The organism is Nocardioides maradonensis (assembly GCF_054777115.1).
On the sequence record NZ_BAAHAZ010000006.1, the window covers coordinates 76954 to 97444 of the forward strand.

Annotated in this window: 14 protein-coding genes; 10 read left to right on the top strand and 4 right to left on the bottom strand. The window is 74.2% G+C overall.

The features are described 5' to 3' along the window. From ureG to ACYVAQ_RS08530, 9 genes are all read left to right on the top strand, one after another. Positions 1-690: an urease accessory protein UreG gene (gene ureG / locus ACYVAQ_RS08490; RefSeq protein WP_460788252.1), complete on the top strand. Its 690-nt coding sequence runs from the start codon at positions 1-3 to the stop codon at positions 688-690. Next, on the top strand, positions 680-1357 hold the full coding sequence (locus ACYVAQ_RS08495) for an urease accessory protein UreD (RefSeq protein WP_460788254.1): 678 nt from the start codon (positions 680-682) through the stop codon (positions 1355-1357). Before ureG ends, ACYVAQ_RS08495 begins: the two co-directional genes overlap by 11 nt. Positions 1358-1611: 254 nt before the next feature. After that, positions 1612-2973, top strand: coding sequence for a serine hydrolase domain-containing protein (locus ACYVAQ_RS08500; protein WP_460788256.1), 1362 nt, complete (start codon positions 1612-1614; stop codon positions 2971-2973). Continuing rightward, positions 2970-4010, top strand: a complete 1041-nt coding sequence (locus ACYVAQ_RS08505) for a dipeptidase (protein ID WP_460788258.1) — start codon at positions 2970-2972, stop codon at positions 4008-4010. The genes ACYVAQ_RS08500 and ACYVAQ_RS08505 overlap by 4 nt, the downstream gene beginning before the upstream one ends. A gap of 91 nt (positions 4011-4101) precedes the next feature. Next, positions 4102-6201, top strand: a complete 2100-nt coding sequence (locus ACYVAQ_RS08510) for a dipeptide ABC transporter ATP-binding protein (protein WP_460788261.1) — start codon at positions 4102-4104, stop codon at positions 6199-6201. Next, the gene (locus tag ACYVAQ_RS08515; RefSeq protein ID WP_460788263.1) at positions 6198-7148 is read left to right on the top strand and encodes an ABC transporter permease; all 951 of its coding nucleotides are present in this window, start codon (positions 6198-6200) and stop codon (positions 7146-7148) included. The genes ACYVAQ_RS08510 and ACYVAQ_RS08515 overlap by 4 nt, the downstream gene beginning before the upstream one ends. Next, positions 7145-8059: an ABC transporter permease gene (locus tag ACYVAQ_RS08520; protein ID WP_460788264.1), complete on the top strand. Its 915-nt coding sequence runs from the start codon at positions 7145-7147 to the stop codon at positions 8057-8059. Before ACYVAQ_RS08515 ends, ACYVAQ_RS08520 begins: the two co-directional genes overlap by 4 nt. 33 nt (positions 8060-8092) lie before the next feature. Beyond that, entirely contained in the window at positions 8093-9946 is a 1854-nt protein-coding gene (locus tag ACYVAQ_RS08525) for an ABC transporter substrate-binding protein (RefSeq protein ID WP_460788267.1), read from the top strand. A gap of 13 nt (positions 9947-9959) precedes the next feature. Next, on the top strand, positions 9960-12953 hold the full coding sequence (locus ACYVAQ_RS08530) for a prolyl oligopeptidase family serine peptidase (protein ID WP_460788269.1): 2994 nt from the start codon (positions 9960-9962) through the stop codon (positions 12951-12953). Here ACYVAQ_RS08530 and ACYVAQ_RS08535 read toward each other — a convergent pair. The 4 genes from ACYVAQ_RS08535 to ACYVAQ_RS08550 all read right to left on the bottom strand — a co-directional run bounded on the left by ACYVAQ_RS08535 (position 12931) and on the right by ACYVAQ_RS08550 (position 17815). Next, entirely contained in the window at positions 12931-14604 is a 1674-nt protein-coding gene (locus tag ACYVAQ_RS08535; protein ID WP_460788694.1) for a PucR family transcriptional regulator, read from the bottom strand. The genes ACYVAQ_RS08530 and ACYVAQ_RS08535 overlap by 23 nt on opposite strands. 102 nt (positions 14605-14706) lie before the next feature. After that, positions 14707-15813, bottom strand: a complete 1107-nt coding sequence (menC, locus tag ACYVAQ_RS08540; RefSeq protein ID WP_460788271.1) for an o-succinylbenzoate synthase — start codon at positions 15811-15813, stop codon at positions 14707-14709. Continuing rightward, on the bottom strand, positions 15810-16685 hold the full coding sequence (locus tag ACYVAQ_RS08545; RefSeq protein WP_460788273.1) for a GNAT family N-acetyltransferase: 876 nt from the start codon (positions 16683-16685) through the stop codon (positions 15810-15812). The genes menC and ACYVAQ_RS08545 overlap by 4 nt, the downstream gene beginning before the upstream one ends. Continuing rightward, entirely contained in the window at positions 16682-17815 is a 1134-nt protein-coding gene (locus tag ACYVAQ_RS08550) for a M20 family metallopeptidase (RefSeq protein ID WP_460788275.1), read from the bottom strand. The genes ACYVAQ_RS08545 and ACYVAQ_RS08550 overlap by 4 nt, the downstream gene beginning before the upstream one ends. Positions 17816-17970: 155 nt before the next feature. Between ACYVAQ_RS08550 and pepN the strand changes: the two genes are divergently transcribed. Then, entirely contained in the window at positions 17971-20445 is a 2475-nt protein-coding gene (gene pepN / locus ACYVAQ_RS08555) for an aminopeptidase N (RefSeq protein WP_460788278.1), read from the top strand. Positions 20446-20491: the final 46 nt, after the last annotated feature.

Below are 20491 nucleotides of genomic sequence, written 5' to 3' on the forward strand. Positions count from 1 at the left end.
GTGCCTGAGACCCGCCCCCTACGCCTCGGAGTGGCCGGACCGGTCGGGACCGGCAAGTCGTCACTGATCGCCCTGCTGTGCCGCGAGCTCAGCGACGACCTTGCGCTCGCCGTCGTCACGAACGACATCTACACCGACGAGGACGCGCGGATGCTGCGCGCGGCCGGGGTGCTCGACCCCGAGCGGATCCGTGCGGTCGAGACCGGTGCCTGCCCGCACACCGCCATCCGCGACGACATCACCGCGAACCTGCTCGCCGTCGAGGACCTCGAACGGGACTTCGCGCCGCTGGACCTGGTCCTCATCGAGTCCGGCGGTGACAACCTCACCGCGACCTTCTCGCCGGCCCTCGTGGACGCGCAGGTCTTCGTGCTCGACGTGGCCGGTGGGGGGGACGTCGTCCGCAAAGGAGGCCCGGGGATCGCCCGGGCCGACCTGCTGGTGGTCAACAAGACCGACCTGGCGCCGTACGTCGGTGTCGACGCGGAGCTCATGGAGCGCCAAGGGGTCGAGGCGCGCGACGGGCGGCCGGTGGTCGCGCTCTCCCGGGAGGACCGGGCCTCGATCGAGGCCCTCACCGGATGGGTGCGGCACCTCCTCGACCACCACCGCAGCGGACAGCACGTGCCCACCGACCCCGGCCCGATGGCGCCGCACAGCCACGCCGACGGCGTGGTCCATGTCCACTGAGCGCACCCTCGTCCGCGTCCGGGAGGGGCGGGCGACCCTCGCCGGATCCACCCTGGTCCCGCGGCTGACGGCGCCCGGCGAGGTCGCGCTCGTCGCGAGCCGCGCGCTGCTCCTGGGCGGGGACCACCTGGAGCTGCAGATCGAGGTCGGGGAGGGGGAACGGCTCCTCGTCCGCGACGTCGCGGCGATGGTCGCGTACGACGGGGGCCGCAGCGCCGCGTCGTACGACGTCTCGATCTCGGTGGGCCGCGGCGCCACGCTCATCTGGGACGCGCTCCCGCTCGTGCTCAGCGACGGCGCCGACGTACGCCGGAGCCTCACTGCCGAGTGCGCCGAGGGCGCGCGCATGATCGTGCGCGACACCCTCCGCTTCGGCCGGACGGCGCAACGCGGCGGCCGGCTGTCGTGCACGACCCGCATCGACCACGTCGGCCGTCCGGTGGTGGCCGAGGACCTCCGGTTCCCCGACGCCGGCGCCGGGATGTTCGGCGACGGCCGGGTGCTCGACACGGCCACGGCCATCGGCATCCGGCCCGCGTCGGACGGGGGGACCCGCTTCGAGCTCGACGGGGAGGGTGTGGTCGTGCGTGATCTGACCGACGACGCCCACGCGTCCGCCGTCGGCCCGGTCTGGGAGCGGTGGTGCGCCGAGGTGAGCGGCCGCTAGGTCGGAGGTCGCCGTGCGGAAAAATGACGACCGGCCAGGCGTCTCGGGTCACCTGGCCGGTCAAGAGAAGGATGACCCGGACCCCGGGGCGTTGTCAGGGGAATGCGGCGGATCCAGCGGAAGTGCGGACACCCACCGTCGCGCGGAGCGTTGGGCCGACCGGACCAAGCCCGGCTCCGCCCCTTGGTGCGTACGACGAACGGGCGGCCCGCGCGGCGTCCTATCGTCGGCCCCAGCCGAGACGGAGGGATGCTGTGCCGCAGCTGGACGACGTGGGGGACCGGGTACGCCGACGGCTGCCCGAGCTGCTCGAGGAGCACGGGGTCCCGGCCGCGTCCGTGGCGATCGCGGTCGGCGACGAGACGGTGGCCACCGCCACCGGCGTGCTGAACCGCGGCACCGGGGTCGAGGCGACGACCGACGCGATCTTCCAGATCGGCTCGGTCACCAAGACCTGGACGGCGACCCTCGCGCTGCAGTTGGTCGACGAGGGCCTGCTCGACCTCGATGCCCCGGTGCGGACGCACCTCCCCGGCTTCCGGGTCGCGGACGAGCGGGCATCCGCCGCGATCACCGCGCGCCAGCTGCTCTGCCACGTCGCCGGCTTCGAGGGGGACGTCTTCACCGACACCGGCAGGGGCGACGACTGCGTCGAGCGGTACGTCGGGCTCCTGGCCGACACCCCGCAGCTGTTCCCGCCCGGCGAGCTGTTCTCCTACAACAACGCGGGTTTCTGCGTCCTCGGCCGGCTGGTCGAGGTCCTCCGCGGGAAGCCGTACGACGCCTGCCTGCGTGACCACCTCGTCGCGCCGCTGGGCCTCACCCACGTCGCCTGCGACCCGTACGACGCCGTCCTGTTCCGCACCGCGGTCGGGCACCCGACGTACGAGCCGACGGACGTGTGGGCGCTGGCGCGGTCGAACGCCCCCGCGGGATCGATGCTCGCGATGCGCGCCACGGACCTGGTGGCCTTCGCTCGGATGCACCTGCGCGACGGGGACGGCCCCGGCGGCAGCATCCTGAGCGCGCGCTGCGTGGCGGCGATGCGGGCGCGCCAGGTCGACCAGCCCCCGACCGGTCACGGCACGGGGTGGGGTCTCGGCTGGGAGCTGTGGGAGCTCCCGACCGGCCGCCTCGTCGGCCACGACGGCAACACCATCGGCCAGTCCGCGTCGCTGCGGATCGCGCCCGAGCACGACCTCGCGGTGGCCGTGCTCAGCAACGGCGGCGACCAGCGCCCGCTCCACGACGCGGTCCTGTCGACGGTGCTACGCGACCTCGTCGGGATGGAGCTGCCGCCGCCGGTGCGGCCCGATCCGGCGGTGCGCGTCCCGCGCCCGGACCGGATCGTCGGCACCTACGCGTCCGTCGTGGGCCGCACCGTCGTCACGGCCGACGAGCACGGCCGCATCTGGCTGGAGCGCGTCCCGCTCGGGGTGCTCGCCGAGATCGGCGAACCGGCGTACCGCACCGAGCTGGTCGCCGGGCCGGACGGCACGGTGCTGCCGGTGACCGGGGAGGGTGGCGTGCACGCGCCGCTCGCCTTCCTCGGCGACGACGGCCACGGCCGGGCGGCGTACCTGCACACGGGACGAGCGGATCGGAGGGTGGGGTGAACGAGGTGCACCGGAGGGCCCTGGTCGCGGACACGCACAACGACCTGCTGTGCGCGGTCGTCGCGCGGCCGGTGGACCGGTGGGCGGCGTTCTTCCGCGAGCGGTGGCTGCCCCAGCTGCGGGACGGCGGCGTCGGCCTGCAGGTCCTCCCGGTCTTCATCGACGACGTGTTCCGGCCCGAGGGCGCCCTGCGCCAGACGCTGCGCATGGTCGAGGCCGCGCACCGGATCGCCGAGGAGAACGCGGCCGCGGTCGGCCTGTGCCGCGACGGCGCCGAGATCGACGCCGTGCTCGCCGAGGACCGGATCGCGCTGGTCCTCGCGCTGGAGAGCGCACCCGGCGTGGGCGAGGACGTCGAGCTGCTCGCGACGCTGTTCCGGCTCGGGGTCCGGATCGCGTCGCTGGCCCACCTCGGTCGCACCGCGCTCGCCGACGGCAGCGCGGAGGACGCGACGGGCAGCCGGCTCACGCGCGCCGGCGTCACGGCCGTGGCGGAGATGGAGCGGCTCGGGATGCTCGTCGACCTCAGCCACCTCGGCGCCTCGGGTGTCGAGCACGTCCTCGAGATCGCGACCCGGCCGACGATCGCCACGCACTCCTCGGCCCGGGCGCTGTGCGACCACCACCGCAACCTGACCGACGACCAGATCCGCGGCATCGCCGCGGGCGGCGGGCTGGTCTGCGTGAACTTCTTCGCCCCGTTCCTGCACCCGACCGACCACTCGATCGACCGGCTGGTCGACCACCTCGAGCACGTCGCCGAGGTCGCCGGCATCGACCACGTCGGGCTCGGCCCGGACTTCGTCAAGGAGGTCCTCGCCGACACGACGCCGCCGTGCTGCGAGGCGCCGTACGCCGGCGTGGTGCCGCCCGACGCCTACCTGCCCGGTCTCGAGGGCCCCGCCGGCCTGCCGCTGGTCACCGACGCCCTGCTGCGCCGCGGGTGGCGTGAGGCCGATGTCGTCGCCGTGCTCGGCGCCAACGTGCACCGGCTCCTCGCCACGGAGCTGGGCCGCCCGGGGGCGGGTGCACGATGACCGCACGAGTTGTGCCCGGCGACGAACCCCGCCGGCATTGTTCGATCGGTACGACGAACACCCACCGCGCGCCGCGCCGCATCATCGACGCGTGGCCCTGGAGAACGCTGCGGCGCCGATGACGACGCCCGACGCCCCGCCCGCACCCGGTACGTCCGCCGGTGCGGCCGGCGGGCCGGTGCTGAGCATCCGCGACCTCTCCGTCGAGATCCGCCGCGGCGACCGTGTCGTCCGCCCGATCAGCCACGTCGACCTGGACCTGCACCCGCGGGAGACGCTCGGCATCGTCGGCGAGACGGGCTCGGGCAAGTCGATGACCGGCCTCGCCGTGATGGGGATGCTGCCGGCGGGCGGCCGGGTGACCGGCGGCTCCATCCGGTACGACGGGCAGGAGCTGGTCGGGCTGCCGCCGGCGGCGTACCGCGGCCTGCGGGGCAACGAGATCGCGATGGTCTTCCAGGACTCGATGACCGCGCTCAACCCGACCCGACGGATCGGCGACCAGGTCGCCGAGCCGCTGCGGCTGCATCGGGGTGCGTCGAAGCAGGCCGCCGCCCGGGCGGCCGAGGAGATGCTCGCGCAGGTCGGCATCCCGCGACCGACGGAGCGGATGCGCGACTTCCCGCACCAGCTCTCCGGCGGCATGCGGCAGCGCGTCATGATCGCGATGGCGCTCATCTGCGAGCCCCGTGTGGTCATCGCCGACGAGCCGACGACCGCGCTGGACGTCACCATCCAGGCCGAGATCCTCGAGCTGCTCGACGACCTGAAGGCGCGCCTCGGGATGGCGCTCGTGCTGATCACCCACGACATGGGTGTGATCGCCCGGCACGCGGACCGGGTCGCCGTGATGTACGCCGGCCAGGTCGCCGAGACCGGACCGACGACGCGCCTGTTCACCCGCACCCGGCACCGCTACACCCAGGCGCTGCTCAGCTCGATCCCCACGCTCGCGCAGGACAAGGCCGTGGAGCTGTTCAGCATCCCCGGCGCCCCGCCGGACCTGACCCTCGACGTGCCCGGCTGCCGGTTCGCGCCGCGCTGCGAGGCGGCCACCGACCGGTGCGGCACCGAGCGTCCGCCGGTCACCGCGGAGGCTGACGGCGGTCATCGCTTCGCGTGCTGGCACCCCACGGACGGCGCCGCGGTCCGCACCAGCGAGCGCGCCGTGCCGGAGCGCGAGCCGGAGATCGACCGCGCGCCGGCCCGGCTGCGGGTCGTCGACCTGCACCGGGAGTACGCCGTCGGCGGCACCGCGCTGCTCGGCGGACGCCGCACCCTCAAGGCGGTCTCGGGCGTCAGCTTCGAGGTGGCGGCGGGGGAGACCTTCGGCCTGCTGGGGGAGTCGGGGTGCGGGAAGTCGACCCTCGGTCGGATGCTGGTGGCCCTGGACCGCCCCACCGACGGGGAGGTCGACCTCGACGGGGTCAGCGTCTCGCGCCTGGGGCCGCGGGCCTTGCGCCCGCACCGCGCCCGGCTGCAGATGATGTTCCAGGACTCCCACGCGTCCCTGGACCCGCGGATGCGGATCGGCGCGATCCTGCGCGAGCCGCTCGCGATCCAGGGCATCGGCACCCGTACCGAGCGCACCGCCCGCGCACACGAGCTCCTCGACGACGTCGGCCTGCCCGCGAACGTGCTGGAGCGCTACCCGCACGAGCTCTCCGGCGGTCAGCGGCAGCGGGTCGGCCTCGCCCGTGCCCTCGCCCTCGATCCTGACGTCCTCGTCGCCGACGAGCCGGTCAGCGCGCTCGACGTCTCGATCCGCTCGCAGGTGCTCAACCTGATGCGGCGCACCCAGCGCACCCGGCGGCTGAGCAGCGTCGTGATCTCCCACGACCTGGCGGTCGTCCGCTACCTCGCCGATCGGGTCGGCGTGATGTACCTGGGCAAGCTGGTCGAGGTCGGCACCACCGAGCAGGTGTACGGCGGCGCCGCGCACCCCTACACGGCCGGCCTGCTCGCCGCCGTACCGGACGTGGACCCGGAGGCGCCCCCGCGTGACCCCGCGGCGCGCATCCGCGGCGAGCTGCCCAGCCCGCTCGACCCGCCCAGCGGCTGCCGGTTCCGCACCCGCTGCCCGCTCGCCACGGACCTGTGCGCGGAGGTCGAGCCGACCCTGCGACCGGTCACCGGCACCCACCAGGTCGCCTGTCACTTCCCGCTGGTCCCGACGGAGGCCCCCGCATGACCCGGTACGTCATCCGCCGGCTCGCGATCTCGGTCGTGGTCCTCTTCGGCATCTCCGCGGTGACCTTCTTCCTGCTGCACGTGGTCTCCGACAGCCCCGGCCGGATCGTGCTCGGCCAGCGCGCCACGCCCCAGGCGGTCGCCGCCTTCGACAAGGCGCACGGCTTCGACCGGCCGGTGGTGCTGCAGTACCTCAGCTACGTCCACGACCTGCTCCGCGGCGACCTCGGCCGCTCCTACAAGCTCAACGAGGGCGTCGGCACGCTGCTGCAGCAGAACGCGGGACGCAGCGCGATGCTGTCGGCGGCCGGGCTGGTCGTGGCGCTGCTCGTCGCCGTACCGCTCGGGATCCTGCAGGCGGTCCGGCGCAACAGCCTGGTGGACCGGCTCGGTACGGCGATCGCGTACGTCCTGTACGCGACGCCCGGCTTCCTCCTCGGGCTGGTCCTCATCGCGCTGCTCAGCCAGCAGGTGCAGCTGTTCCCCGCGGAGGCGTCGCAGTCCGGGTCGGCGTGGGCGGTGTTCACCGAACCGCGCTCGATGACGCTGCCCGTCATCACGCTCGCGGTCACCAGCATCGCGATCTTCTCGCAGTACCAGCGCTCGGCCGCCCTCGACCAGCTCGGCCAGGACTACATCACCGTGGCCCGGGCGAAGGGCCTGCCGGAGCGGCTCGTCCTGACCCGGCACCTGCTGCGCAACGCGTGCCTGCCGCTGATCACCCTGGTCGGCCTGTCCATCCCCGCGCTGCTGGCGGGCAACCTCATCGTCGAGTCGCTGTTCAACTACCCGGGCCTGGGCCTGCTCTTCCTCAACAGCCTGCAGCGCGAGGACTACCCGGTGCTGCTGGCCTACACCCTGATCGGAGGCGTGCTGACGGTGGTCGGCACCTTCCTGTCCGACATCGCGGTGGCGATCGCGGACCGACGGATCGAGCTGGTCAAGTGAGCACGGCACAGCGGGCCCTCGAGTCGGGCGAGCACGTCGACGCGATCGTCGCCCGGGCCGCGCGCGGCGCGGGCTCGCCCTGGCGGGCCATGGTGCGCGCGCTGCGCTCCAGCCCGCTGGGCCTGGTCGGCGTGCTGATCCTGGTGCTGCTCGCGCTGTTCTGCTTCCTCGGTCCGGTCGTGCACCCGACGAACCAGACCGACGTGAACCTGCTCGACGCGGCGCTGCCGCCCGGCGGCGGGCACCCGCTCGGCACCGACACCAACGGCTTCGACGTCCTCGGCCGGCTGATGCGCGGCGGTCAGGTCTCGCTCGAGATCGGCCTGCTGGCCGCCCTGATCGCCACCACCATCGGCACCCTGTACGGCGCCGTGGCCGGTCTGGCGGGAGGAGTGGTGGACGGGCTGATGATGCGGCTCGTCGACGTGATGCTGTCGGTGCCCTTCCTGTTCCTCGTGCTGATCCTCTCGGCCCGCTACCACGCCAGCGCGCTGGCGCTCAGCCTGGTGATCGGGGCGTTCTCGTGGCTGGTACCCGCGCGGCTGATCCGCGGCGAGGTGCTGACCCTGCGGGTCCGCGAGTTCGTGCTCGCGGCCAAGGTGATGGGCGCGTCGCGGCGGCGGCTGATCCTGCGGCACCTGATCCCGAACGCGCTCGGCGTCATCATCGTCAACATCACCTTCCAGGTCGCCGACGCCGTCCTCGCGGTGGCGACGCTGGGCTTCCTCGGCTTCGGCCTGAGCTACCCCGCCACCGACTGGGGCAGCCAGCTCGCCAGCGGCGTCACCTACATCTCCGCCGGCTACTGGTGGCTCATCTACCCGGTCGGCGGATTCATCATCGCCACCGTCCTCGCCCTCAACCTGCTCGCCGACGCGCTGCGCGACGCGATCGGCCGCCGCGCCGGCTGACGGCCCCGACCACCCCATCTCCAGGAGACCGTCATGACCCAGCCCGCCCCTCGCCTCCGCCGTGCCCTGGCCGGCGCCGTCGCGCTCGTCACCCTCGGCGCCCTCGCCGCCTGCTCGGGAGGCGGCAGCACCTCGACCGCCGGCTTCCGGACGCTCCCGTCGCAGGTCGGCAACCCGAGGTCCGGCGGCAGCATCACCATCGCCCTGACGCCCGGGCTCAACCCGAACTACATCTACCCCTACCCGCCGGCCTCCGAGAGCGGCACCGTCATCGCCCGCGGCCAGCTCTGGCGTCCGCTCTACCGGCCGGCCGGCTACGGGCCGAAGGAGGTCGAGCCCGCGCTGAGCCTGGCCGAGCTGCCGACGTACAGCCCGGACCGGAGGACCGTGACGATCCGGCTCAAGGACTACCGGTGGTCCAACGGCAAGCCGGTGGTCGCCGGTGACGTGGTCTTCTCCCTCGCGCTGCTCAAGGCGGCGCTGGCCGAGAGTCCCGCCAACTGGAGCTTCTACACGCCCGGGCAGTTCCCCGACGGCGTCACGGCGGTCGCCACGAACCCCAGGACGCTGACCCTGCACCTGACCCGGGCGTACAACCCGTCGTACCTGCTCTCCGTGCTGGAGCTGCTCTACGTGATGCCGTCGGCGGACTGGAGCATCGCCAGCACCGGCGGTCCGCACCTGGACTACACCCGCCCGGCGAACGCGAAGGCGATCTACGACTACCTCACCCAGCAGGCCGAGTCGCAGGCGACGTACGCGACGAACCCGCTGTGGAAGGTCGTCAACGGGCCCTTCCAGCTGCAGAGCTTCGACCCCACCACCGGCTCCTACTCGCTGGTGCCGAACCGGTCCTACAGCGGACCCGGCGACAACCGGCTCGACAAGGTGACGTTCAAGGCGTTCACCTCCGATGCCGCGGTGCTCAACCAGTACAAGGCGGGCACGCTCGACGTCGGCACGCTGGACTCCACGTTCGTGTCGCAGATCGGCGACCTCGAGGCCAAGGGCTACCACGTGTTCGGTGCTCCGGCGCCCGCGCGCTTCGACCCGCTGACGATCAACTTCGAGAACACCGTGGACAACTTCGACAAGCTCGTCGCGCAGCCCTACCTGCGGCAGGCGCTGCAGCACCTGATCGACCAGCCGGGCTACATCCGGAGCCGTGGGGTCTACAACGGTGCCGGGTCGACGAACTACACGACGGCCGGGGCGGACTCGCCGTACCCGCCGGCGTACGGCGACAGCGCGCCGTACCCCTTCGACCCGACGGCTGCGACGACGCTGCTCACCGACCACGGCTGGCACGTCGTACCGGACGGCACCACCACGTGCGAGCGGCCGGGCACCGGCCCCACGCAGTGCGGCGCGGGCATCCCCGCCGGCCAGACCATCAGCTTCAACCTCGCCTCCGCCAACACCCCGGCGTACGTCGGGGCGCGGGACATCGCCTTCGCGTCCCAGGCCAAGAAGCTCGGCATCAAGGTCACCGTCTTCACCAAGTCGCTCAACTACATGTACGCCAACTACGGCAACCCCTACGCGCCCGCACGGAAGAACGACTGGGCGATGCAGGACTACGGGCCGATCTACCAGGCGGCCGGCTACCCGACCAGCAACACCGTCTTCAACACAACCGGCAGCTTCAACCTCGGCAGCTACAGCAACCCGGAGGCCGACCGGCTGATCAACGCCTCGACGTTCGGCGCCGACCCGAAGGCGCTCTCCGACGAGATCACCTTCCTCGGCAAGGACCTGCCCGTGCTCTTCCTGCCGACACCGGACACCCTGGTGGTGTGGAAGTCGTCGCTCTCCGGCCCGCCCGCGTCGTTCGGCGCGCTGCTGAGCTTCGTCTACAGCCCCGAGCTCTGGTACTTCCACGGCTGACGGCGGCATCGGCATGAAGGTCGACGTGGCCGACCTGCGCGCCGTCATCGGCAGCGCGCGGGTCGTGGCCCTGGGCGAGGCCGCGCACAACGTGGTGGAGCTGCACGAGCTGCGGTCGCGGCTGCTGGCCGATCTCGCGGAGGACGGCGTGACCGCGCTCGTGCTGGAGTCGGGCTTCGCCGAGGGGCTCGCGCTGGACGCCTGGCTGCGCGGAGGCCCGGGCGCGGTGGCGGACGTCGCCGCGACGATCTCCTACGGCTTCGGGCACAGCACCGAGGTCCAGCGGATGCTCGCGTGGATGCGCGACGCGGGCGTCCGCGCCTTTGGCATGGACCTGTCCGGCGACGGCACGTCGCCCGGCCCCGCCGTGCGCGCCCTGCTCGCGCGGGTGGCTCCCGAGCCGGGCGACGCTGCCCTGCTGCGGCGGGCCGACCTCGGGCGCCGGGCCGCCGCGGCGATCCGCTGGGCCGCGCTCGACCCGGGGGAGCGGGCGGCGCTGCTCGACGACCTGCGCGGTCTGGCCGAGCGGGGGCGGCGTACCGGCGATGCGGTGGCGGAGCGGCTGGCGGCGTCCCTCGACGCGTTCGTCGCCGAGCAGGGCGACGTCGGTGACGGGCCGTACCCGCGCGAGGTCTTCCTGGCCGACACGGTGCGCTGGGTGCTCGACCGCGAGCCGCGGATCCTGGTCAGCGCCCACGACGGACACGTGCAGCGCGATCCCGTCGACGGGCGCCCGACGCTCGGCGGACTGCTCGCTCCGGACCTCGGCGAGGACCTCGTCGTGATCGGCACCCGCTACTCCCGCGGGCCGGCCGTGCGGATCACCGAGCGCTCGTCGCGGCCCTACGACTGGGACGTCGCGCTCGAGGAGGGTGTGGCGGTGGCCGAGCCGGGCACCGGGTACGACGTCGTGCTCGACCTCGGCAGCGTCCACCGGGTGCCGGGCGCGTTCGAGCGGCTGCGGGCCGAGCTGGCCCGCTACCCCGCGACCCGGACCGTGGACGTGGTCGACCACCGGGCCGGTGTACCGGTGCCGGATCCGTACCGCTGGCTCGAGGCCGAGGACGCCGAGGTGCACGACTGGCAGCGGCGGCAGGCCGACCTCGCCACCGCGACGATCCTGGAAGACCAGGACCGCGCCGCCCTGCGCCGCCTCGTCGAGAGGTACGACGCCGGCGCGCGACCCGACCTCCCGCGGTACGCCGCCGGCTGCTGGTTCCGCGAGGAGGACGGCCGGCTCGTCGTGGCCGACCAGCCGTTCGGTCCCGGCCGGACCCTCGTCCGGTTGCGCGACCTGGTCGGCCCCGACGACGCCGCCGTGCTGTCGTGGCTCGCGCCGTCGCCGGACGGCCGGGTGCTCGCTATGGGTGTCTGCACCGACGGCAGCGAGCACAACACGATCCGGCTGGTCGACGTCGCCGACGGCCGCCTGCTTCCCGCGCCACCGCAGGTGCTGCACAGCGCCTGGGCGGGCGGCGTGTCCTGGAGCGCCGACAGCACGGGCTTCTGGTTCTTCGGCCTCACCGGTGCGCCCGAGGACTTCGCGCAGGCGGTCTTCCACCACGACCTCGCCACCGCCACGACCGCGGTCGAGCCGGTGCCGGTGCCGGCGGGCTCGCGGGAGTACACGCTCGTCCAACCCTCGGCGGACGGTCGCCGCCTTGTCGCGAGCCACCGGATCGGCAACCCGGTCCCGGTCGCGGTCCGCGACCTCGACGACCCGGGATCGACCTGGCGGCCCTTCGTCACCGACTGCGCCGGCACCGTCGCCGGGCACGTGGTCGGCGACCGGTACGTCGCCGTCACCGACGTCGGCGCCGCGAACGGCCGGGTCGTGGCGATCCCGCTCGACGCGCCCGCCCCGGACGACCCGTCGACCTGGGCGGAGCTGGTCCCCGAGAGCGACCTGGTGCTGCGCTCGCTCACCCCGGTCGGCGACGTCCTCTACCTGGCCGGCCTCCGGGACACCTTCGCGCGCGTCCTGGCGATCGACGTCGACGGTGCGGTCCTCCAGGAGGTGCCGCTGCCCGGCGACGGTGCGATCGGCGCCCCGTTCTTCCCGCTCACCGGGCTCGCGGCCGGGTGGGCGCCGGCGTACGTTTTCGGCTTCTCGACGCTCACGAGCTCCTGGGGCACCTACCTGCACCGGCCGGGCGCCGCCAGCGTCGAGACGCTGCGGGCGCCGGCGGTCACGCTCGACGCCGTCGTCGAGATCGGGTCCGCGCCGGCTGCCGACGGCACGCGGGTGCCCTTCCACCTCGTCCACCCGGCCGGAGCGCCGAGCGGACCCGCGCCCACCCTGATCTCCGCGTACGGCGCCGCGAACGTGCCCACGCTGCCGCAGTTCCACCCCGACCTCGCCGCGTACGTCGCCGCCGGCGGCACCCTGGTGCAGGCCTACCTCCGTGGTGGCGGGGAGCTCGGCCGGGACTGGTACCTCGCGGCCCACCGGGAGACCAAGCACGTGCGCGACGACGACCTCGTCGCGGTGGCCGAGCACCTGGTCGCCACCGGCCGCACGACCTCCGACCGGCTCGCGGTCACCGGCGGCTCGGACGGTGGCCTGATGTGTGGTGTCGCCGTGACGACGAGGCCCGACCTGTGGCGGGCCGTGTTGCCGCGCGCGCCGCTGCTCGACCTGGTCGCCGGGATGCGCGATCCCTACCTGGAGTTCGTGATCCGCAAGGCGTGGGGGGACCCCGACGACCCCGAGGACGTACGCCGGATGATCGGCCGCTCGCCGTACGAGCTCGTCCGGCCGCAGCGGTTCCCGGCCGTCTACGTGCAGGCGGGTGCCAACGACCCGCGGTGCCGGCCGTGGCACGCCCGGAAGCTCGTCGCCCGGTTGCAGGCGGCCCAACAGGGGGACGCCCCGATCCTGGTGCACGTCTTCGAGGACGCCGGCCACGGCGCCGCGACCGACCACGAGGTGGTGCTGGCGCAGGACGTCGAGTGGCTCGGCTTCCTGGTCCAGCAGCTCGGCCTCACTCCACCGAGGACGAGCTGAGGTCCATCAGCCGCAGCTGGAGCATCGCGGCGAGCCGGGCGTTCGGGTCGCCGAGGTCGAGCCGGCCCACCTCCGCGACCCGCCGCAGCCGATAGCGGAACGTGTTGGTGTGCACGAACATCGCCGCCGACGCGACACCGACGTCGCCGAGCGCGTCGAGCCAGGCCCGCAGCGTCTCGAGCAGGCTGCTCTGGTGCGCGCGGTCGTAGGCAGCGATCCGGGCCACCGGGCCGCTGGGGATGTCGCCCTTCGGGACCAGGTCGGCGAGCTCCAGCAGCAGCGCCTCGAGGTGGACGTCGTCGAGCCGCGCGACCTGGCTGCCGGAACGGCGTGACCGGAGCACGCGCAACGCCCGGTCGGCACCGGACCGCGAGCGGTGGAAGCCGGCGCTGCCCGGGGCGAGCGGGCCCACCCCGACGATCGGGCGCAGCGACGAGTCGATGCGGGAGAGGAACTCGCCGGCGATCGCGGCGGCCCGCTCTTCGCCATCCCGGCGGCCCGCGGCGACCGGCAGGATCGCGTAGGCGATGTCGCCGACCAGCCCGACCGCGCTGCGGGGGTGCACGGCCGTGAGGTGCAGCGCGAATGCGTCCGCCACCCGCTTGCGCTCGACGGCCAGCTGGGCGGGCAGCGGGTGCTCGGCGCCGCCGCCGACCACGGTCAGCGCGAGCACCACCGCCGGCTCGTCCTTGAGCCCGAGCCGGCCCATGCTCTCGGCGGTGCGCGGCCCGCTCTCCAGCACGCTGCTGAGCAGCTCGGCGCGCAACCGGCGCTCCACGTCGGCGTCCGCGCGCTGCCAGACCAGGTGCATCGCCACCAGCTTCGCGGCCTCGAAGAGCGCGTCGTCGCGCTCGGCGCTGAACGGCTCGGCGGCCACCACCCAGATGGTCCCGAGGATCTCGTCGCCGGCCCGGACGGCGATCGCCATCCGCCCCTGACCGCCCGGCTCCCCGGAGTGGATCGGCGGCACGAAGACCGGCCGGGTGCTGCGGTAGATCTGCTGGAAGACGCCCTGCCTCTCCAGCGCCCGGGTGTACTGCTCGGGCACCTGGCGGCGCAGGATCGTCTGCACCCGCCAGACGTCGGCGTCCTCCTGCCGACCGGAGAACGCGAGCAGCCGCGAGCTGCGGTCCTCGATGGTGACGGGCGCGTCGACCAGGGCCGCGATGGCGTTGGCGACGGCGAAGAGGTCGTCGAGACCGGACTGGTAGCCGACCACCTGGCGCAGGCCCGCACCGGCACGCGCCAGCGAGCCGTCCGGCACCCCGTCGAGCGGGGGAGCGTCGCTGGTCAGGGTGCGCACCATGCTGGCCAGGTGGTTCCACCCGGCGCCGCGGGCCAGCGCGAGCACGGCCGTGCCGGTCTCCCGGGCGGCCGCGCGCAGGTCGTCGGTGGCCTCGACGGGGGCCCGCACGACGAGCCCGACGGCGCCGCGGGCACCCAGCCGGCGTACCGCCTCCGCGACGGCGCCGCCGTGCAGCCCCACGCCCAGCACGAGGGCGCCGTCGGGCAGCTCCGGCTCGTCGAGCGGGTCGAGGACGACGACGCCCCCGATCTCGGTCGACGGCACCTCGCCGCACACCACCGCCAGCAGCGTCGGCCCGATCTCCTCGAGCACGCGCGCCAGCCCGGCACGGGGGAGGTCGGCCATCGTCACGCCGCCGACGCTAGTGCGGGGGCGGTCCCGCGGCGTTCGTCGTGCACGACGAAATCATGGCAGGGATTCGTCGTCCCGTACCGCCCATCGTCGGGCTCAGCCCAGCGGCAGCCAGCGCTGCGTCACCGTCACCGCGTCCAGCACGTCGGGCAGCGGCGTCACCCCGATCCCCGGCCCGGTGGGCACGGCCAGGTGGCCGTCGTCCAGCACGAACGGCTCGGTGAGGTCGGTGGCGTAGTAGCGGTCCGACGCGGACGTGTCGCCGGGCAGCTGGAAGTTCGGTAGCGCCGCGAGCGCCAGGTTGGCCGCCCGCCCCAGGCCGGTCTCGAGCATCCCCCCGCACCAGACCGGTACGCCGTGGGCCGCGCAGACGTCGTGGATGCGCCGCGCCTCCAGGTAGCCGCCGACCCGGCCGGGCTTGATGTTGACGATCCGGCACGCACCCAGCGCGATCGCGTCGGCGGCCGTTCGCGCGGAGACGATCGACTCGTCCAGGCAGATCGGGGTGCGGACGTGGCGGGCGAGCTCGGCGTGGCCGAGCAGGTCGTCCTCGGGCAGCGGCTGCTCGAGCAGCAGCAGGTCGAACGGGTCGAGGCGGACGAGGTGGCCCGCGTCGCCGCGCCGGTACGCCGTGTTCGCGTCGACCTGGAGCGGCACGTCCCCGAACCGCTCCCGTACGGCGCGCACCGGCTCGACGTCCCAGCCCGGCTCGATCTTCAGCTTGATCCGCAGGTAGCCCTCCGCGAGGTGGCCGCCCACCACGTCGAGCAGCTCGGGGATCGACCCGGTGATGCCGACCGACACCCCGCACGGCACGGTCGACCGCACCGCGCCGAGCGCGTGGGCGAAGGACTCGCCGCGGGCCCGCAGGTCGGCGTCGAGGACCGCCGTCTCGAGGGCGGCCTTGGCCATCCGGTGGCCCTTCACGTGCGCGAGCGCCGGCGCGACCCGGTGCGCGTCGAGGTCGGCGACCGCGGCGAGGGCCGGCACCAGGTGGCGCTCCAGCACGTCCAGCGCTCCGTGGGTGTGCTCCGAGGAGTAGAACGGTCCCGCGCTCGCGCCGCACTCGCCCCAGCCCTCCGCGTCGTCGGTCACGACCCGGACCAGCAGCGCCTCGCGCACCGTCTCGGTGCCGAAGGAGGTCCGGAACGGCGTCACCAGCGGCATCGCCACGACCCGCGCCTCCACCCCGACGATCTTCACGACTGCTCCGTTCTCTCGTCCCTGTCCAGCACGTACCAGCCCGCGCGGTCGAAGCCGCGCACCGTCGCGCCCTCGGCCAGCAGGCCGCCGAGCACCTCGCGCGCGGCCGACCGCCACGCCGTGGCGAGCCTCGGATCGGACGCGCGCACCGCCTCGATGTCCTCCGGTACGCCGACGAGGACCGTCCCGTCGCGGACCGGATGGCCGACCGGTCGCCCGTCGGCGGACGCCTCCAGCGCGACGTGACCGCCGTCCCGGCGTACCGGGTGCTGCTCGCCGCGGCAGGCCGCCGCGGTCGTGGGCGTGTCCAGCACCCAGCGCACCAGCAGCCGGTCGCTCGCGTCGCCGCGGTTCACGCCGTCGTCGATCGGTCCGTAGAAGTCGGGCAGGTACTCGGCCACGCCGGCGCCGAGCTTGGCCAGGTTGAAGTGCGCGTTGCGGCGGATCAACGGGTCGTAGGTCCAGGTGATCTCGTGGGCACCGCGGGTGATCGCCCACGCCCGCTGGTGCAGCTTGAGCGCGAAGCCGACGGCGCGGCCCTGCACCTGGGGGAGCACGCCGGCGATGTGGCTGTGCAGCGACTGCCGCGCCGGTGCGCCGAAGAAGCCGAGGCACGCCCCGATCAGCTCGTCGCCGTCGTATGCGCCGCTCACGTAGCTGCCGGCCTTGCGCATCGCCACCATGAGGTCGGCGGGCACCGGCGAGCTGCTCGGGTCGGTGTGCCAGATGCGGTCGAACAGGCGACGTACCTGGGTCAGGTCGGCCACCGTGTCCAGGGTGCGTACGTCGATGCCGGCGCGCCGGATCGCGGCGTCGGCGTCCGCCCACGCGTGCCCGACCAACGCCGAGGAGGTGGTCGTCCCGACGCTCACGAGGTGCCTGCGCTCTCGGCCAGGAGCTCGGCCAGCAGCGCCGTCACGAGGCGGGTCCGACGCGGCAGCTCGGCCACCAGCAGGTGCTCGTCGTCGGCGTGCGCGCCACCCCCGACGGCGCCCAGGCCGTCCAACGTCGGGGTGCCGATGCCCGCGGTGAAGTTGCCGTCGGACGCTCCACCGACCGCGACCGACGACAGCGGCCCGATGCCGAGCTCGTCGGCCAGCGCGCAGGCCCGTGCGTAGAGGTCGGCGGAGGCGGATCCGGCCAGCGGCGGCCGGTTCGGGCCGCCGTCGACCACCACCCGTGCTCCCGCGTGGTGGGGGCGCAGCGCCTGCATCGCCGCGTGCACCCGCTGCTGCTCGCCCTCCACGCGCACCCGTACGTCGACCGCGAACCGGGCGACGGCCGGCACCGTGTTGGGCGTGGTGCCCGCCTCGACCCGGGTCGGGGTGACCGTCGTACCGAGCGACGGGTCGCCGAGGGCGGCGATCAGGGTCATCTGGTGGGCGGCCTCGAGGGCCGCGTTGATGCCGCGCTCGGGCTCGAGGCCGGCGTGTGCGGCGCGTCCGGTGATCGTCACCTCGTAGTAGGAGACGCCCTTGCGCTCGGTCTTCAGCGCGCCGCCCGGGCCGGCGGCCTCCAGCACCAGCGCCGCGGCGCACCCGCGGGCCTCGTCCTCGATCAAGGTGCGGGAGGAGGGCGATCCGATCTCCTCGTCGCCGGTGACGAGCAGGGTGACGCCGTCGCGGTCCGGCAGGGCCGCCAGGGCGTGGAACGCCATCGCCACACCGCCGAGCATGTCGAAGCAGCCGGGCCCTCGCACCACGCCGTCGACCACCGAGAAGGGGTGGGTGGCGAGCGAGCCGAGCGGCCAGACCGTGTCGTGGTGACCGAGCACGATCACCCGGGTGCGTCGCCCGAACCGCCACCGGAGGTGGGTGCGGCCCTCGATCACGATCCGCTCCGGGGCGACGCCGAGCCGCTCGGTCCCGAGCTCGGCGACGACGTCGGCGCTGCGGGCGACCGCGGCCAGGTCCTCCGACGGCGACTCGCAGCGCACGAGACACTCGATGTCGGAGACGAGCTGGTCGGTCCAGGCGTCGGCCGACAGCGCGCGGTCGATCACGGCATACCTCCAAGGTGAGTGGTGGCTCCATCGTCGTGGCGTTCGTGGGCCGCCGGGCTGTCCGATCGGCCAAGGTTGGAGCGGTCGGTTGGGGTGTGCCGATGAACCCCCTCGCGGGCCGTGTCGGGCCCCTCCCGCGCGCCTACAGTGCGTCCATGCCCAGCCCGCACGCGTCGCTCCAGCACACCGAGGCGGTGGCGCGTCGCGCGCTCCTCCGCGACCTCGAGTACGACGTGGCGCTGGACCTCGCCCGCGACGACCGGACCTTCGGCTCGCGGACCACGATCCGCTTCGGCAGCGGTGTCGGCCGGACCTTCCTCGACCTCCGTCCGGCCGTCCTGCGCTCCGCCACCCTCGACGGGCGCCCGCTGGACCTCGGCACCTGGGAGCGGGGGCGCCTCCCGCTCGAGCTCGACGCCGGCGAGCACGAGCTCGTGGTGGACGCGGTGATGGCGTTCCGCTCCGACGGGGAGGGGCTGCACCGCAGCGTCGACCCCGCCGACGGCCGGCACTACGTCTACGCGATGTCCTTCCTGGACGCCGCCCCGACGGTGTTCGCGTGCTTCGACCAGCCCGACCTGAAGGCGCCGTACACCCTGCACGTGCGGGCCCCGGAGGACTGGACCGTCGTCGGCAACGCGCCGGGAGAGCGGGTGGAACCGGGGGTCTGGGAGCTCGCGCGCAGCCGGCCGCTGGCGACGTACGGCGTCACCGTGGTGGCCGGTCCCTACCACCTGCTGCGCCACGAGCACGACGGGGTCCTGCTCGGTCTGAGCGCTCGCGCGAGCCTCGCCGCGGAGCTGGAACGGGAGGCCGAGGAGCTCTTCACGCTGACCGCGCAGGGGCTCGACGAGCTGCACCGGCTGTTCGGGATCCGCTACGTCTTCGGCCACTACCACCAGGCGTTCGTGGCCGACTTCAACGCGGGCGCGATGGAGAACCCGGGCTGCGTCACGCTGCGGGACACGATGCTGTTCAGCAGCCGCGCGTCGCGCAGCCAGCGGGTGCAGCGCGCGACCACGATCGAGCACGAGCTGGCCCACCAGTGGTTCGGCAACCTGGTGACCCCGGTCTGGTGGGACGACCTGTGGCTCAACGAGTCGTTCGCGGAGTACCTCGGCAACCGGGTCACCGCCGAGGCCACGACGTACGACGACGTGCGGGTGGACGACGCCTATGCCCGCCTCCAGTGGGGGCTCGTCGGCGACCAGGGGCCGAGCACGCACCCGGTCGCCGGCAACGGCGCGGTCGACGCCGCGGCCGCCCTCCAGGACTTCGACGGCATCTCCTACGCCAAGGGCTGCGCGGTGCTGCGCCAGCTGAGCACCACGCTCGGCGACGACGTCTTCCTCGGCGGCGTCGTCGACCTGCTCGAGCGGCACCGGTTCGGCAACGCCACCCTGGCCGACCTCGTCGCGTGCTGGGAGCGGGCCGGCGCCACCGACCTGGCCACGTTCGCCGCGGGGTGGCTGCGCAGCGCCGGTCCGGACCGGATCGAGCTCGACCGGAGCGCGGGCCTCCTGCGGCGTACGTCGCCGCCCAGCGCCACCGCGGACCGCACCCACCGGATGCATGCCGCCGTGGCCACGACGGCCGGCTGGGAGGTCCGGCCGGTGGTGGTCGACCGGCCGGAGGTGCCCTTCGACGCCGGTGGTGCCGCGGTCGTCCTCGACCCGCTCCTCGAGACCTGGGCGGTCCTGCCGCCCGACGCCGCATCGGCGCGGGCCCTGGTCGACCTGCTGCCCGAGGTGGAGGACCCGCTGCAGCGCGCCGCCACCTGGAGCGGCATCCGCAGCGCGCTGCACAACGCCGCGCTCCCGCCGGAGCTCGTCCTGGACATCGTCCTCGCGGCGCCGCCCGTCGAGGACCTCGACGACGCCGAGCACCGGACGATGGGGTGGGTCCGGGAGTGGGTGCTGCCGCTGCAGCCCGATCCGGAGGCCGCCACGGCCCGGCTCCACGCGGTCCTGCTGGCGCGGCTGGGCGCGGCGGCACCCGGGTCGGAGGAGCAATTCGCGACGTTGCGGGCGGCGGTGGCGACGTCGAAGGACCCGGTCCTGCTGCGCGGCTGGCTGTCGGGTGCGGGGTTGCCGGAGGGGCTGCGCCTCGACCTGGACCTGCGCTGGCGGCTCCTCGGCCGGCTCGCCGCCCTGGGCGCGGTGGAGCTCGACGAGCTCGACCGGGAGCGCGACCGCGAGCCGAGCGCCACCGCGGGCGTCGGGCACGCGCGTGCTCGGGCTGCGCTGCCCACGCCCGAGGCCAAGGCGTGGGCCTGGTCCTGCTCCACCGGTACGACGCCGCTGCCCAGCCATGAGCTCGAGGCTGCCGGACGCGGCCTGTGGCAGCCCGGCCAGCCCGACCTCACGGCGCCGTACGTCGACCGCTACGTCGCCGACGTCGCCGGCACCGCGCAGCTGCGCTCGGGCTGGATGCTGACCTCGACCGCGGGCTGGTTCTTCCCGCGTCCGTGGTTCGACGAGGCCACGGTGCGGCGGGTGCGCGAGCTGCTCGGCGCGCCCGGCCTGGACGGGTCCCTGCGCCGCGAGATCGCCGACCTCCTGGACCTCCAGGAGCGCAAGCTCGCGGCGTGCGGAGGGTCGAGCGGGCCGGCGCCGTCGGTGGCCCCATAATCACCCTGCCGGCGCAGGGGGCGCCGTACCCGCGAGGGCGCACAGC